Origin of the sequence: Pseudobutyrivibrio sp., assembly GCF_015057185.1 — a bacterium.
Classification (GTDB): Bacteria; Bacillota; Clostridia; order Lachnospirales; family Lachnospiraceae; genus Pseudobutyrivibrio.
The window spans coordinates 47,792-64,177 of record NZ_SVEV01000002.1 but is presented as its reverse complement, the minus strand read 5'-3'; the positions used below and the strand labels follow the sequence as shown (position 1 = coordinate 64,177).

The window sequence follows — 16,386 nt, the reverse complement described above, 5'->3', positions numbered from 1 at the left end:
CCTCCCATTTACTTAATATGATTTTTCAAAGTATTTAATAAATACCATATCATTAACAATAATATACCAAATACCAACAATGATTTTACAAAATATTCATCATGAATGCAATACAAATAGTGAAATGTGGGGCAAAATTTCTGTAGGTTTCTGCCCTCTTTAATATCGATGAATACTGGTGAAAATATTGCTGATGCCATAATTAGAATAGGGGTAATAATTCCCAGCCCCTTTATGGAACCAATTAAAAGTCGTAAAACGTTTGCCAAGGCTATTATAGCGAAATCATAGAGCAATATAGCCACAATTTCTCTTCCTAGGCTAGTAAACACTCCGCCATATGCCATGCCAATTAACACCATAATAGAAGGAATCAGAACAATCACAAGATAGTATGCTAAATCCCTGAGCAATGGCAGCTTTGTTTTCCACCAAATAAACAGACCATTTTTCTCATCCTCAATGTAATACATGGATGCAGCCACGCTGCAAAGTAAAAGCCAAAGAGCGAGTATTCCTCTAAGAGGCATCATCAAATAGCTAACGTCTGAGCTGGCATCAGTTTGATCCACATATCCCATTTCAAATAGGTTTCCGTTGATGCCATATTCGTCGTAGGTGTTAACCATATTGTCGATTTGAGCCTCGGTCATATTATTATCATATACTTTTTCTGAAATGTAATTGAATGCGATTTGTCTAGCAACCATTGGGTAAACCCTAGAGCAAAGCACCTCGCGACCAAGCATATGTGTAAGTCCTGATTCTCTGATGACAATCTGGATTTTCTCCTTGGTCCGTCCACGACTTGCCATATCAGTAACTGTTTTCTCAAAGTTTTCTGGAACTATCCAAGCCTCTGCTACCTGCTGTCTCTCCACAGCCTTTACAAGTTCGTCCTCATCATCGTAAAAAACGAACTGCAGCGCCCCAGGATTGTTTGTGATATCCTCTCTCAATTTATTTGAATATTCATCATTGGAAGGGATATAAACGCCAATTGTCATAAGTCCTGCGTCCCCAGAGCTCATAATATTAAGCATGAACACCATCAGCGGAACAACTAGCAGCATAACAATGTAGCTTTTCTTTTTTAATAATCGTTTTAAAAGTAGTAAGTATCTCATAATTTATTTCATTTTTTGATGACGAAGTACCATGGATACAATCAAAAATGCAATTGTATATCCAAGCATTGCTAGCAAATATTTTTCTTCATGGCCTCGCTTCAAAACTTCTCCCATGTATCCAAATGCCACTCCCGACGGAATGCTTTCTCCAATTTTCTGAACAAGCTCTGGGAAAAATGTCTTTGGGTAAAAATAGCCTGAAACATATCCCATACCAATGTAGAGCATAAATGCCACAAGGATTTTGTTGATAACTCCAATTAGAATTTCAAAAATCATAAATCCGAGTGCCGAGAACATGATACACACTGGAATAAGCTTGATTCCAAAATTAAGGAAGTTTCTAATGGTGTTTCCTGCAATCTCCTGGATATCAAATATGCCCATCTGCATAACCACAAACATGACGCCAAGTGTGACTGCTGTGCAAAGAACATTTATGGTCAAAAACGGTATGTACTCTGCCACAATCTGGTAACGGGCAGTCACGCCCTTAGAACCCATGAATTTGTACTGGGCATTTTTCTGTCCAAGGAAAAATGAAATAGCACAGAAGGACAAGAGCAGCATAAAGAAGGAAAGGATTCCTGCAAAATAATATGCTGGGGTGGAAAGTCCGTCGGATAGTCCCAATTCTGTAATCTCTGCAACATTTGTACGAATCATAAGTGCAGCTAGGTAAATCATGAAAAGGTCATCGATATTTTCATGTCTTGTGGCCTTGTCAAAGCCCTCCTGCTTCATTATTTCTCGCAGGGTGCAAATGCCTGTCTCCGAATATACGATAATGTTGGTTGCAATGGCGGCGATTTCATCCATCATAACATTTGAAATACCCTTTTGACCTGAGGTGGCATAATATTTCAGCTTGGAATCGTTGGTCATGGCATTTAACGCATCACTGAACTCCTCCGTAATTACGATATAGGCTGAAATATCTGCTGAACGCATAGCGTCCTTGGCTGCCTCTTCATCATCGAACTCAACCAGCTCGATCATGTACCTGCTCTCATCAAGAGTGCCGATCATGTACACTCCAAGGCTAATCATCTCGTCATCGGTGTCGCCGACAACACCAAGTTTGTATCTCTGTTGCTCCTCATTGTAGGCGTCACTATACATAAGAGCTACGCCTGCTGCACCAAGAAGGGCTGCCACAACCAAAATCATGGCTACGATTCCCGGAAGGAGCTTAAAGATTCGTTTGTACTGAATAATTAAATAATCTCTAAACTTAACCATAGCTCTATAATCTTCCTATCAAATGAGGAATATCCCCGTCGTATTTATATGGTGAAAGTACTCCCTCTTTGAGGATGAAGCACTTGTCGCAAAGCTCAATTTCCTGAACCTCATGAGTGGCAATAATAAGAGAACCGCCCTGTCTTTTGAACTGCTCAAAGTATGTGTAGATTCGCTCCTTGCACACCAAGTCGAGGGCTGCAGTTGGCTCATCTAAAAGCAAAAGCTTTGGATTGGAATTGATGGCGCAGCCTATTGTAAGTCGCTTTTTCATTCCGCCAGACATCTGGTTAACTGGCACCTTTATAAACTGGTCGATTCCAAGCATTGCAAGGAATCCACCTTCAAGCTCCTTCTTTAATTTTTCTGGAGTGTACCACATTCTAAGATTGTCCCAGGCGGTAAGCTCTGTAATAAGTGGAGTTTCCTGTGGAACATATGATACCAACTCATTTCTAATTCTGGTATTTTTCAACAAATCCTTGCCGTCAATATTGAAAAATCCACTGTCAGGCTTTTGCAAACCTGCCATAATTGTAAGCAGCGTAGATTTGCCGCTGCCGTTCTCGCCAAGGATACCCACAATCTCTCCTGGCTCCACAACAAAGTCAACACCATTCAGAACATGGTGACGCTTGTATTTTTTCTTAATATTTTTAATTTCAATCATAATATAATATATGACTCCTTGTAGTTTTTCTTGCTCCCGTAGGGCACTCTAGCTCTACTCCGTTTGTTACGCTCTCAAGCCTCGAGGTCACTCAGGTCGACTAACATGTCTCCCTTGAGTAGCCCCAAGAGCTTGATAGCTACAAACTCACCTAATCAGTGAATTATAATCATAATTAAGATAAAAATCCTTCTCGACTGCGATGTAGTCTTCATAGTTTTCGGCAGTTAACTCATCTGTCCCTGAGTATATCCATGCTAAATTCTGAGTATTAATCCACTCCCCATGATGACACTCATCACTGTAATTGTCAAGGTTTGTTGTTATATCAAATTCGTTATTAAAGGAATATAAATGAATATTATCGCACTCAAGCATCAGCTCAATTGCGTATTTTTCTGCCTCAATCCAGCGGTTAGCGTTTCCAAGCTCCACCTGTGAGCCCCACCATGCAATTGAATAAGGAGTCAGGTAGTAGTAAAAATCAACATCCGGATTTGCCTTAGCAAGGTCAGTAACATTTTGAGTAATATTTGCCTCAACCATTTCCTTAACCTCGTCCACAAATGGCTGAACGCTTTCTGGTGATTTGTACTCTGTTCTATCTCCAAGAACCACATCTGCACCAAACTCAACCTCATCCATCCAGTTGGCATAATCGTCAAAGCTAGTAATGCCACTTTTTTTATCAGAGTTAGTATGCTGAAGCATTGGTAGGCAAATATTAAAAAGTATGTCCTTGTTGAAAATATAATTTACGTCATTAAACGGATTGTTATCATAAAGATAATCTGGATAAGAGCCCAAATCGTCGCGAACTCTATCAGGGTCGTCCATAAGGTAGGCATAATCAAGAGGGCGAATTACAGTTTTCAAATTAGGGTTTGCTTCTATCGCATTTGCGATATTATCGTTTTGCTCCTTGTAGGTACCTCCTGCAAATGGAACCTTAATAAATGTGCCACCGAAGAGCTCCTCTGCCTCACTGGTTTTGAAATTCTCCGCCATAGATGTGCCGATTATCATTCCATCATACTCAAAATGCTTGATGATACCATCGTTTTGGCTACGCTCATTATCAAGCTCATAATACAATCCACTGATTGGAGCATGATAATGAAAATATGGATCCACATATATGATTATTCCGGCGCAAGCTGTAAGAATAACAAGAGCAAGTGCCAAGGCTGCTATGAGCCATTTTTTACTTTTTTCTTTAACCTTCATTTATATCTCCTGCCTGTTACGCTTTCACACCAAAGTATCCCTTCGCTTAAGTAAAACTTAGGTGTGTAAGTTATAGGCTATCTCTACTAAAAATTAAAATATAAAAATGTGCTGATTCCACTAAACGACAAAATGCTGGCTGCAAGTAGCACCGCAGTCCAAATTAAGGATTTCGCATTTACGGTAAAGCTCACCATTTTCTCATGAGAATTCTTACATCCTAAAACTATGAATAGAGCAAGGAAGTAATACATTCCAACATATATAAATGGCAATGAATTAGTCACAGCCGTTCCGTCCAAGAAGAATTTCAACATCGGTGTCTGGAAGGCGTGCAAAATATTTACATCGATATTTGTAAAATCAACATAGAGAATTTGCTTGATAAACTCTATTGCATCGCCGATTGTATTGGCTCTAAAGAACACCAATGTAAGGTTGAAAAATCCCTGGGTAATGAGCCAGCCCAATGCTGGGTGCATCTCTTCGAAGGTTTTTCTGAACATTCTCGTGATGATTACAAAAATACCATTGAGTACAGACCACAGCACAAAGGTCCATGCAGCGCCATGCCAGAAGCCACTAAGCAAAAATACGATGAATAAATTAACGTATGTACGAATATTTCCCTTGCGATTGCCACCTAATGGAATGTAGACATATCTGGTGAAAAATCGGCTGAGAGTCATGTGCCAACGATTCCAAAAATCGGTGATTGTAAGAGCCTTGTATGGCGAATTGAAATTCACCGGCAAATCTATATTTAGCATCTGGCCAAGTCCAATGGCCATGTCGCAATATCCACTAAAATCAAAGTACAACTGGAAGCAATATGCTAACAATACCATAATTGCGTTTGTGGCCTTTAGGCCTGAGACGTCATTGAAGCCCCAGCTAACAGCTACGCCAAACACATCTGCTAACAATACTTTTTTGCCGAGGCCCAGGGCAAACATATAAAAGCCCTTTGCCATATTGTCCCAATTGATTGTCTTCTTTTTAACGTCACGAAGCTGTGGAATGAGCTCATCATGAGTAACGATAGGGCCAGCAATCAGCTGTGGAAAAAATGTAACGTAGCAAGCATATGTTAAAAAGTCGTATTTAGGAACCTCGCCTCTATAGGCGTCCACGATAAAGGAAATCTGCTGGAATGTGAAAAAGCTAATACCAAGAGGCAGCACGATGTGCATAAGTGGCCAATCAGTTTTGGCGATGGCATTAACATTTTCAATGAAGAAATCCATGTACTTGAAATAGAATATGATGCCAAGATTGATAGCAACCCCGAGAACCATGATAGGTTTGCAGGAGTTTAATCGTCCAACTCTTGTGTTTGGAACAATATCTAATTCTGGATTTTCAATGGAAGCGTTTAGAAGAGCTACATTTTGACGTCTGTCCATGAGGCGGAAAATAGTGTAGTTGACGCAAACACTGGAAATGATAATAAGCAGATAGGCCGGATTAAAATAGCCATAGAACCACAATGACATGCCCAGCAAAAAGGCGTGCCCCAGCTGATATTTCCCTGTTTTGTTCAAAAGGAAATATCCCACTATGCAAATTGGTAAAAATAAAAATATAAAAATATATGAATTAAATAACATAATTTCTCCTAAAAAAAGAGATGGTTATTGTAACCATCTCATTCTGTAATCTACATTATTTTACTCTAATATAATTTGTTTTGCCACTTTCGATTTTGTTACTGGGTAATTAGCTGTGGAAAAATTATTTTAATGCCTGTGCAATGTCAGCAACAAGATCTTCGCTGTCCTCAAGACCGCAAGATACGCGGATAAGGCCTGCTGGGATGCCAGCTGCCTCAAGCTGCTCATCTGTCATCTGACGATGTGTAGATGTGGCTGGATTCAAGCAGCAGCTACGAGCATCGGCAACGTGTGTCTCGATAGCGATGAGCTTGAGCTTTTTCATGAAAGACTCTGCTGCTGCACGTCCACCCTTGAGCTCGAAGGAAACAACACCGCAACCGCCATTAGGAAGATATTTCTGAGCCATCTCATAGTACTCATCCCCCTCAAGACCTGGGTATGTAACCTTTGCAACCTCTGGCTGATCCTTTAAGAATTTTGCTACTGCAAGACCGTTTTCAACGTGACGTGGCATACGCACGTGAAGTGACTCAAGTCCAAGATTTAAAATAAATGCATGCTGAGGTGACTGGATGCATCCAAAGTCACGCATAAGCTGTGCTGTAGCTTTTGTGATGAATGCGCCTTCCTTGCCGAATTTCTCAGCGTATATGATGCCGTGATAGCTGTCGTCTGGTGTGCAAAGTCCTGGGAATTTGTCAGCGTGAGCCATCCAATCAAACTTTCCTGAATCTACGATACATCCACCAACTGCTGCACCGTGGCCATCCATGTATTTTGTAGTAGAGTGTGTAACGATATCTGCGCCCCACTCGATTGGACGGCAGTTTACAGGTGTAGGGAATGTATTATCAACAATAAGTGGAACCCCATGCTCATGAGCAACCTTTGCAAATTTCTCGATATCCAAAACTGTAAGCGCTGGATTAGCGATAGTCTCACCAAACACCGCGCGAGTATTATCCTGGAATGCTGCGTTTAGCTCTTCCTCTGTAGCCTTTGGAGAAACAAATGTAACATCAATACCCATTTTTTTCATGGTAACTTCGATGAGATTGAATGTACCTCCATAAATTGAAGATGACGCTACGATATGGCTGCCGCACTCACAAATATTGAAAAGCGCAAAAAAGTTTGCAGCCTGTCCTGATGATGTAAGCATTGCTGCTGTACCACCCTCGAGGGCTGCGATTTTTGCAGCGACATAGTCATTTGTTGGATTTTGAAGACGTGTGTAGAAATATCCTGAAGCCTCTAAATCAAAAAGCTTTCCCATGTCCTCACTTGTGTCATATTTAAAAGTTGTAGACTGCACAATTGGAATCTGACGTGGCTCGCCATTTCCTGGAGTATAACCAGCCTGCACACATCTAGTACCTATTCCCTTGCTCATTTTTACCTCCATCTATAACAAGCTCAACCTAGTCTTTCAAAACTCCCGCAGGCCACCTTCCATTCCTTCACAAGGAATCCTCCCAAAGGGTCCCTCCTTGTTCGGATGGAGCCTTCCTGCTCGCGCCTTCCAACATGTTCTAGAGCTTGTTATTATTAACTAAAATAGGAGTATACGTGTGCTCCACGCATACTCCTTTACTTTACCATAATAAAGTGTAAATATAAACCCTATTTATTCTGTATATGCATTTATAGCATCAATTACTGTCTGGATTTCTTCGTCTGTGAGCTCTGGGAACATAGGGATTGTAACTCCGTGCTCTGCCAAATCCTCAGCAACTGGGAAATCACCATGCTTGTAACCAAGCTGTCCGAAGCAAGCCTGTTCATGCATTGGAACTGGGAAGTAAACACCTGTTGCAATGCCCTTTTCTTCCATGTATGCTCTAAACTTTGCTCTGTCATTTACCTTCATTGGGTAAACGTAGAAGATGTGCTCGTTGTAATCAGCTACTACTGGCTTTGAAAGTTTGTCGTTTGTAATTTTTTCATTGTAGATTGCTGCAATCTGACGACGACGCTCGTTCCAATCATCTAAATGTGGAAGCTTTACAGAAAGCATAGCTGCCTGAAGAGCATCAAGTCTTGAGTTGAAGCCTACTAAATAGTTGTAGTATTTTGGAAGATTTCCGTGGAAATCAATTTTGCTCTCGTCGAACTCCTGTCCATTGAGTCTAGCGTATGTGTAAGCACCGTTGAGGCCAGAACCGTGAACGCGGTATGCCATGCAGCCCTTATATAAATCCTCGTTGCTAGTCACGATGATACCTGCATCACCAGCAGCGCCAAGGTTCTTTGTAGGGAAAAATGAAACGCAAGCGATGTCACCAAGTGAGCAGGTGCGACGTCCCTTATATTTTGCTCCAGCAGCCTGAGCACAATCCTCGATAACAAGAGCGTTGTGGCTATGAGCGATTTTGCAAATCTCATCCATATCTGCAGCCTGACCATAAATATGAACAGGGATGACAGCCTTTGTTTTTGATGTGAAAGCTGCCTCAAGCTTGCTTGGGTCCATTGTGTAAGTCTCAGAATCAATGTCTACAAATACTGGTGTAGCGCCAACCTGAGCAATCGCCTCTGCTGTGGAAACAAATGTCATAGCAGTTGTGATGACCTCGTCACCCTGGCCAATGCCTGCAGCTAAAAGCGCGATAACAAGAGCATCTGTACCATTGCCTACACCAACTGCATACTTAGCGCCGCAGTAGTCTGCAAACTGTTTTTCAAAATCTGTTACCTTTGGTCCTAAAATATATCCGCCTGAGTGAAGTACCTCAAGAGCTGCATTATCTAATTCTTCCTGCAAAGAAGCATACTGTCTTTGCACATTCATAACTGGAATCATAATTTCCTCCTTATTACACCTAGCACCTACTGAGTTTTTAACTTGCTGGTTACGCTCTCAAGCCTGAGATATTGTCTTCGTCAGCTAACACGCTTCCTTCGACAACACTCAGAGCTTGATAGCTACCAGCTATTTAAAATATTTATCAGGTGCTTGTTTATATAAAACTAATTAAAATAAATAACCTTAAAAATACAATAATAACTCGTTAATTATCAACGATGGCTAGTCAATTATTTTGCTAAGCCTAATCGACTAAATACTTTCGATTTCAAATATTCCACCTCTTCGATGCGCATGCAAAGAAGGAGTAGTCCGTAGCCTGCAAGTCCGATGAGGGCTGAGAAGCCGAATACGAGAATATTATTGGTAAATATCATTTTTACAACATATACAGTGGCTACGATAAATACCACACCCGGCAGCTGTTTTATAAGCACTGGAAGGTGAGCAGAAAATCTGTAGCCTGGTATGTGACTCTTGATCATGTGTGCGTTAATCAGGAAGTTGATTAACATACTGATTGAGCTGGCAAGGGTAATACCCATTATTCCGATATATCGCGAAAGCACGATACTGAATACCACATTAAAAGCCATTGCAAAAAATCCGGTAATCATTGGCCTCTTCGTATCCTTAAAGGAATAAAGACCACGAATAACTATATCCCTAACGCCCATAATAGTAAAGCCTATGGCGTAACCAATAAGGGCTGCTGTAACCATTCCAACTGAGGTGCCATCGAACTGGCCGCGCTCAAAGGCAATGGAAACAATAGAATCTGCCGTAAGGCATGTAACCACCGTAACCGGAATCATGATACAAATCATGATGTTGATAGCCTTTTTCATGACATCAGTCATTTTCTCAAAATCGCCGCTGGCTGTGTAATTTGAGAAGTTAACATATAGCACGTCCACAAGATTGTTGATGAGAAGGAATGTAACAAACTCCTCTAGTGTAACTGCATCGGTGAGGGCTGTTGGCGCTCCATCGTTGATGCCTGTGGACAATGAATTGTCTACGATTCTATTAATCTGAGCTACTGAGTTTCCTATGAAAAGAGGGCCCGCTGTCATCAAAACAGTTTTAACCTCTGGCACTTCCTTGAATTTTACAAAGGAAAGCTTGAAGTACCTGCGGCCACGGATCAACAAAAGGGTTCCGAAGGCAATGTAGCTAATATATTGGGCGATGACCAAAACATCTACGCCCTTCATTTGACTAAGGAGAACGCAGCAAGCAATGGTAACCGTGCTGGTTATTGCTGACTCCGTTCTACTAACCACGAAATCTTTGTTGGCATCCATAACAGATGTCCAAACAAGTGTGATTACTGCGAACAAGAAAAATGGATAGCAGATTCGTAAATACGTTTGTAGCAGCTGAACCTTTTCAGGGCTATCGCTCCATCCCACCGAAAGCATTGCCGATATCAGCGGTGTAAAAATGTATGCCAGCACTGTGACCATCATGACCACCGGAACCAAAAGCTCAAGGCATGCACTGATGAGCTTGGATGCAGCATCGCGTCCCTTATTTACAAGGGTGTGGGTGTATATGCTGACCAGTGAAAGTGTTATGGCTCTAATAAAAGCAGATGTAAGAGTACCTACAAATCCAAAGGCCAAATAGTATGCATCTGTATCCGCCGTTGTGCCGAAATAATAAGCTACTACGGCTTGTTTTACAAACCCTAGCAGCTTGAAGCACATTGATAGTATCGTAATAAGAATAGTGGTACTTACGATACTTTTTGTTTTTTTACTCATTTTAAAATCCTATTAAAAAAGTGAAATTATCGCATTTGCGATATCTGAACCAAAGCTGGCAATAACAATACCAATGATAATTACGAATAAACCTGTTGCCTTCTTTGCGCCGATTTTTTCCTTGAGGAAAATTTTTCCTAATATGGCAACCCAAACGTAGCCTGTAGCCTCAAGGATTGGGCCAAGGGAAAGAGGCACTTTCTTGTATCCAAATACTGAGCAGATTGAAGCTCCGAAGAATACGATGTAGGCTCCCATAACTGCTGGATTTAAATACTCTGCAATTTTGCTTGGATATTCTTTTTCTGCTGCTTTCTTAAGTACAATCTGTGAGCATGATGCAATGAAGGTACCAAAGAGCATAATAAGTGCAAATTTAATCATTCTCTTTTACCTCCTCATCATTTTTCTTTGAATTGACTTCTTCATCACCAGATACAACAAGGTATACACCAAAAATTACTACTGCTGCACCAATGACCTTCTGTGGTGTGATTGCCTCTCCAAAAACAAGCAATCCCCAAATGAGGCCCCAGATTGTAGTAACTGCCTTGTTTGCATAGGTTGTGATAAGAGGTAAATGCTTTAAAACCTGCTGCCACGCAATAGCATAGAAGCCTAAAATACAAACAACAAGTCCATAGAAAATAATCCACTGAAGACTCAAAAAGTCATAGCTAGCAGCAGTCTTAGAACTGATACCGCTCAATGAATAAATCAAAATTATTATGTGGAGAATCACAAACCACTTTATTTTCTCTTTCATTTTTTACTCCTAGTTTTTTCTCGCTAGTTACAGTCTCAAGCCTGAGATATTACCTACGTCGACTAACACGTCTCCTTCGGTAACACTCAGAGCTTGATAATTACTAGCTATTTTTAAACTTTTCTAGCATTTCACGAACATAATCTGTAGTCATGATTTTGTCTACTGTGCCCTGTACATCAAGACGATTTGTGTTGTGTGATGTGTAGGCATCATTAGCCATTGTATGAACCTGACCATCTACGAAGAACTTGTCGTAGTTAAGGTCACGACCATCTGGAAGTACGCGGAAATAGTTGCCCATGTCTACTGAACGAACGCACTCTTCGTTTGTCATAAGTGTCTCATAAAGCTTCTCACCATGACGTGTACCGATAATCTTTGTGCCTGTATCTCCAAAGAGCTGCTGAACAGCCTTTGCTAAATCTCCGATTGTAGAAGCATCTGACTTTTGAACGAATAAGTCACCTGGCTCTCCGTGCTCGAATGCAAACATAACAAGGGCAACTGCCTCGTCAAGATTCATAAGGAAACGAGTCATGCTTGGGTCTGTGATTGTGATAGGATTTCCTGCTTTGATCTGGTCGATGAAAAGAGGAATAACCGAACCACGAGAGCACATAACATTACCGTAACGTGTACAACAGATTGTTGTCTTGCCTGCTGCCACACGAGCATTTGCTCCGATAACTTTCTCCATCATAGCCTTTGAAATACCCATGGCATTGATTGGGTATGCTGCCTTGTCAGTTGAAAGACAAACTACACGCTGAACGCCAGCCTCTACAGCTGCATGTAAAACATTATCAGTGCCCTCAACATTTGTACGAACAGCTTCCATTGGGAAGAACTCGCATGAAGGAACCTGCTTGAGTGCTGCTGCATGGAAAATGAAATCAACACCTGGCATAGCATCCTGAACAGAGCGCATGTTTCTAACATCACCGATGTAGAATTTCACCTTACCTGCAAGGTCAGGGTGCTCAGCCTGAAGCTGATGTCTCATATCATCCTGCTTTTTCTCATCACGTGAGAAAATGCGGATCTCTTTGAGGTCAGAATCAAGGAAGTGCTTGAGAACTGTACTTCCGAATGAACCTGTACCTCCAGTAATCATAAGTGTTTTATCTTTAAATAATTCGCAATTCATTATTAAACCTCTTTTCTCCATACCATCTTATTTACGATTCCTGTGTATGACTGAATGATTTTAACAACCTTTGTAGATACATTCTCTTCTACGTAGTCAGGTACTGGAATGCCGTAGTCGCCATTTTCGTTCATGTCGATTGCAGTTGTTACTGCCTGTAATAAAGACTTCTCATCAATACCTGCGATGATGAAGCATGCCTTATCGAGGGCCTCTGGTCTCTCAGTAGATGTACGAATACATACCGCTGGGAATGGCTTGCCGATGCTTGTAAAGAAGCTAGACTCCTCAGGAAGTGTACCCGAGTCTGAAACTACTGCAAATGCATTCATCTGCAAGTGATTGTAATCGTGGAAACCAAGTGGCTCATGCATTCTCACACGTGGGTCAAGCTTGAAGCCTGTAGCCTCAAGACGCTTGCGAGAACGTGGGTGACAGCTGTAAAGGATTGGCATGTCATACTTTTCTGCAAGCTTGTTGATTGCTGTGAAAAGTGATGTAAAATTCTTTTCTGTATCAATATTCTCCTCGCGGTGTGCAGAAAGGAGAATGTATTTCTTTGGCTCAAGTCCAAGCTTATCAAGAACATCGCTGGCCTCAATAGCCTCAAGATTCTCGTGAAGAACCTCTGCCATTGGTGAACCTGTCACATATGTACGCTCCTTTGGAAGACCGCACTCAGCCAAGTAGCGGCGTGCATGCTCTGAGTATGCCATGTTTACATCGGAAATGATATCTACGATACGACGATTTGTCTCCTCTGGGAGGCACTCGTCCTTGCATCTGTTTCCAGCTTCCATGTGGAAAATTGGAATATGAAGACGTTTTGCAGCAATTGCTGAAAGGCATGAGTTTGTGTCACCAAGAATCAAAAGAGCGTCTGGCTGTATCTCAACCATAAGCTCATAAGAACGAGCAATAATATTGCCAACAGTTTGACCAAGATTGTCACCAACTGCATCCATGTAAACTTCAGGATCATCAAGCTGCAAATCCTTGAAGAATACACCATTTAAATTGTAATCGTAGTTCTGTCCTGTGTGAGCAAGGACGCAGTCGAAGTACTTGCGGCACTTCTTAATTACTGCAGCCAATCTAATAATCTCAGGACGAGTTCCTACTATAATTAATAACTTAAGTTTTCCATTATTCTTAAACATTTGAATACCTCTAGTCCGCATGTTACGCTCTCAAGCCTAAGATATTGCTTCCGGTCACTGAAACGTTCCCTGCAGCAACACTTAGAGCTTGATAGCTACATGCTCACTTATTAAATTAAACTATCTAATAATTATCTCCGGACCTATACGATTGGTTAGACGGGTTCGAAGTAGGTGTCTGGGCGGTTAGGCTCCAGTAATTCGTTTGCCCACATGAGGGTTACTAAATCATCTGTCTCGGAAAGATTGATGATGTTGTGCGTATATCCCGGAAGCATGTGGATTGCCTGGATTTTCTCGCCGCTAACCTCGTACTCAATCATAGGGAATGGATTTCCATTTTCATCTACGCCAACTCGACGCTGCTGAATCAAGCCATGACCTGAAACTACGATGAAGAATTCCCATTTTGTGTGGTGCCAGTGCTGGCCCTTTGTGATGCCTGGCTTTGAAATGTTTACCGAGAACTGTCCGTGGTCTGTAGTTTTAAGAAGCTCTGTAAATGAGCCACGGTTGTCCACGTTCATTTTCAAATCAAAGCAAGCCTTGTCCTTTGGCAAGTAGCTAAGGTAAGTACTATAAAGCTTTTTTGCGAAGCTTCCATTTGGAATGGCTGGCATCATAAGAGTTTGAGGCTGAGCTACGAAGCTATCAAGCAGCTCAACTATTTCTCCCAAAGTTACATGATGAGAAACTGGGACATAGCAATATTTTCCAGCTGTATCTGGAACTACTTGGCCCTCATCATCAAAATCACAACGATGCTCATCACCTCGAAGGGCATCGACCATTTCATTTACTAAATCATCTATATATACAAGCTCAAGCTCTGTGCTAGGGTCATTTACTGTAATCTCAAGGTCGTTTGCCTTGTTATTGCAGAATGTAGCTACTGCTGAGTTATAATTTGGTCTGCACCATTTTCCAAAAAGATTTGGGAAGCGGTAAACCAAAACCTTGGCTCCTGTCTCCTGCTCATATTTGAAGAAGAGCTCCTCGCCTGCAAGCTTGCTCTGTCCGTACTCACTTCCTGCATAACGCCCCAACAAGGTAGCCTGAATTGAAGAAGAAAGCATTACTGGACATGTATTGTTATGTTTTTTAAGTGTGTCTAAAAGTGTGCTGGCAAAACCAAAGTTGCCTGCCATGAACTCACTGTTGTCCTTTGGTCGATTGACACCTGCCAAATTGAAAACGAAATCGCAATCGCTGCAGTATCGGTCAAGCTCCTCAGGAGTAGAGTCCCTATCATATTCATATACTGTGATTTCATCAGTGTCTAGCACGTGGAATTTGTCCCTGCCATCGGCTGCGCACTTTAGAGTCTCAACAAGATTCTTTCCAACAAATCCTGCTGCACCCGTTATTAATATTTTCATTAGAATTCGCTCCTAAAATCGTGCGCTAAAAATAGACGCACGTAATCTGATACATTATAGCACAACAAAAAAGCAAGTGCATCTTTTTGCACCTGCTCTCTTGTTTAGACTATGGGTTATACGAAATGTCTGACAAACCTATTGTTATTTGTATATGGCTTCCACTCCTCAGTTTCGGCACTTTCAGGGTTTCCTGTTTTCATGAAATTGGTCCAGCATTTAACTGCTTCTCTAGACAGGGCTGCATCTGCCTCTGTCATTGGGCGCCAGCTTCTACCATAGGTGCCCATCACGTACCAAAGCTCCAGTGAATGCCAAGTTGGTTTTTCATCTCCCGGCAAAATATAATCGAATGAATATACATATGAAGGAATGCCTGTAGCCTCCTCTTGCTTTAGGGCCCATTTTTTTGCCTGCTCCAACAGCAATCCAGGAACATTATTTTTCCTGTCATCGTCTGTTGTTCCCAAATCTTCTAACACGCAGCCAACCATGTAAGGAATCTTGTGGAATTCATTTGCCGCAAATGTTTCACGGACATTTTTCTTAAGTAGGTGTCCATCCACATTTGGGACAATCAAAAGTCCACCTGCACTCCCCTCTTCAAAGGCTTTTTTCATCATTTTCATATTGAAAGCCTCATGCTTTTTCAGCAAAATCTCTTCGTTGAGTTCTCTAAGCTCAGCCACGGACAAATCACAAAGCTCTTCTAGCATTTCCTTGCAGCATTCCTCTTCCTCTTTTAAAGTTGGAGTAAACAGGAACTCATCATCGCAGGTTAGACCACTCATAAAAATAGCCTTTGCGATTTTGCCCTCGGTGAGTTGGCTTGAAATGAGAATCTGGGTACTCATGCAGCCTGCAGATTGACCAAAGACGGTGATATTTTCAGGGTCTCCACCAAAGCTTTCAATATTTTCATAAACCCAATTTAAAGCCTCAATCTGATCTAGCATTCCATAGTTTCCGGAAATATGGTTCTCATTTTCTGCATCAAGCTGTGGCAAAGCGAGAAATCCAAAAACGCCAACGCGATATGCGATAGTTACCAAAATCACGTCCTCTTTGCAAAATGCTTCACCATCAAATTCTATTTCAGAACTGTAGCCGCCACCGAAGCCGCCACCGTGAATATAAAACGCCACAGGAAGCTTCTTGCCCTCAGCATTTTCTGGTGCCCATATATTCAGATACAGGCAGTCCTCGCTCATTTCACGCTGATATTTTTTATCGCTGTAAAACTCATTAAAGTATGGATTAGGTGGCGCTGGAACCCCCTGCGGGCAAATTGGTGCAAACTCAGTTGCATCTAAAACTCCACCCCAAGGCTCCACAGGCACAGGCGCTTTCCAACGCAGTTTACCAACTGGTGGCTTTGCAAATGGAATACCCTTAAAAACACTGTACCCATTTTTTCCTTCACCTCGAATTATGCCCTTCTTTGTATGTATTAAAATTTCACTCATTATAT

At 41.6% G+C, this 16,386-nt stretch carries 14 protein-coding genes; all 14 read right to left on the bottom strand.

Features of this window, described 5'->3' with window-relative positions; translation table 11 throughout:
- Positions 1–8: 8 nt before the first annotated feature.
- The 14 genes from E7276_RS01815 to E7276_RS01750 all read right to left on the bottom strand — a co-directional run bounded on the left by E7276_RS01815 (position 9) and on the right by E7276_RS01750 (position 16,381).
- A complete protein-coding gene (locus tag E7276_RS01815; protein WP_294213004.1) occupies positions 9–1,127 on the bottom strand; it encodes an ABC transporter permease in 1,119 nt (372 codons plus the stop codon).
- 3 nt (positions 1,128–1,130) lie between these two features.
- Complete coding sequence (locus tag E7276_RS01810; protein WP_294213002.1) at positions 1,131–2,372, bottom strand: ABC transporter permease; 1,242 nt, start codon at positions 2,370–2,372, stop codon at positions 1,131–1,133.
- A gap of 4 nt (positions 2,373–2,376) precedes the next feature.
- A complete protein-coding gene (locus E7276_RS01805; RefSeq protein WP_294213000.1) occupies positions 2,377–3,042 on the bottom strand; it encodes an ABC transporter ATP-binding protein in 666 nt (221 codons plus the stop codon).
- Between the two features lie 147 nt (positions 3,043–3,189).
- Complete coding sequence (locus tag E7276_RS01800; RefSeq protein ID WP_294212997.1) at positions 3,190–4,269, bottom strand: hypothetical protein; 1,080 nt, start codon at positions 4,267–4,269, stop codon at positions 3,190–3,192.
- 86 nt (positions 4,270–4,355) lie between these two features.
- On the bottom strand, positions 4,356–5,813 hold the full coding sequence (locus E7276_RS01795; RefSeq protein ID WP_294212995.1) for an MBOAT family O-acyltransferase: 1,458 nt from the start codon (positions 5,811–5,813) through the stop codon (positions 4,356–4,358).
- 190 nt (positions 5,814–6,003) lie between these two features.
- Positions 6,004–7,278, bottom strand: coding sequence for an O-acetylhomoserine aminocarboxypropyltransferase/cysteine synthase family protein (locus E7276_RS01790; RefSeq protein WP_294212992.1), 1,275 nt, complete (start codon positions 7,276–7,278; stop codon positions 6,004–6,006).
- Positions 7,279–7,512: 234 nt separating this feature from the next.
- Entirely contained in the window at positions 7,513–8,688 is a 1,176-nt protein-coding gene (locus E7276_RS01785; protein ID WP_330598902.1) for a DegT/DnrJ/EryC1/StrS family aminotransferase, read from the bottom strand.
- A 233-nt stretch (positions 8,689–8,921) separates the two neighbouring features.
- A complete protein-coding gene (gene murJ / locus E7276_RS01780; protein ID WP_294212991.1) occupies positions 8,922–10,460 on the bottom strand; it encodes a murein biosynthesis integral membrane protein MurJ in 1,539 nt (512 codons plus the stop codon).
- Between the two features lie 12 nt (positions 10,461–10,472).
- Complete coding sequence (locus E7276_RS01775; RefSeq protein ID WP_294212987.1) at positions 10,473–10,844, bottom strand: EamA family transporter; 372 nt, start codon at positions 10,842–10,844, stop codon at positions 10,473–10,475.
- The gene (locus E7276_RS01770) at positions 10,837–11,226 is read right to left on the bottom strand and encodes a DMT family transporter (RefSeq protein ID WP_294212984.1); all 390 of its coding nucleotides are present in this window, start codon (positions 11,224–11,226) and stop codon (positions 10,837–10,839) included. The genes E7276_RS01775 and E7276_RS01770 overlap by 8 nt, the downstream gene beginning before the upstream one ends.
- Before the next feature lie 103 nt (positions 11,227–11,329).
- Positions 11,330–12,376, bottom strand: a complete 1,047-nt coding sequence (locus E7276_RS01765; RefSeq protein ID WP_294212980.1) for a polysaccharide biosynthesis protein — start codon at positions 12,374–12,376, stop codon at positions 11,330–11,332.
- Positions 12,377–12,378: 2 nt separating this feature from the next.
- The gene (gene wecB / locus E7276_RS01760; RefSeq protein ID WP_294212977.1) at positions 12,379–13,536 is read right to left on the bottom strand and encodes a non-hydrolyzing UDP-N-acetylglucosamine 2-epimerase; all 1,158 of its coding nucleotides are present in this window, start codon (positions 13,534–13,536) and stop codon (positions 12,379–12,381) included.
- 155 nt (positions 13,537–13,691) lie between these two features.
- A complete protein-coding gene (locus tag E7276_RS01755) occupies positions 13,692–14,915 on the bottom strand; it encodes a polysaccharide biosynthesis C-terminal domain-containing protein (RefSeq protein WP_294212974.1) in 1,224 nt (407 codons plus the stop codon).
- 116 nt (positions 14,916–15,031) lie between these two features.
- The gene (locus E7276_RS01750; protein WP_294212971.1) at positions 15,032–16,381 is read right to left on the bottom strand and encodes a carboxylesterase/lipase family protein; all 1,350 of its coding nucleotides are present in this window, start codon (positions 16,379–16,381) and stop codon (positions 15,032–15,034) included.
- Positions 16,382–16,386 lie beyond the last annotated feature (5 nt).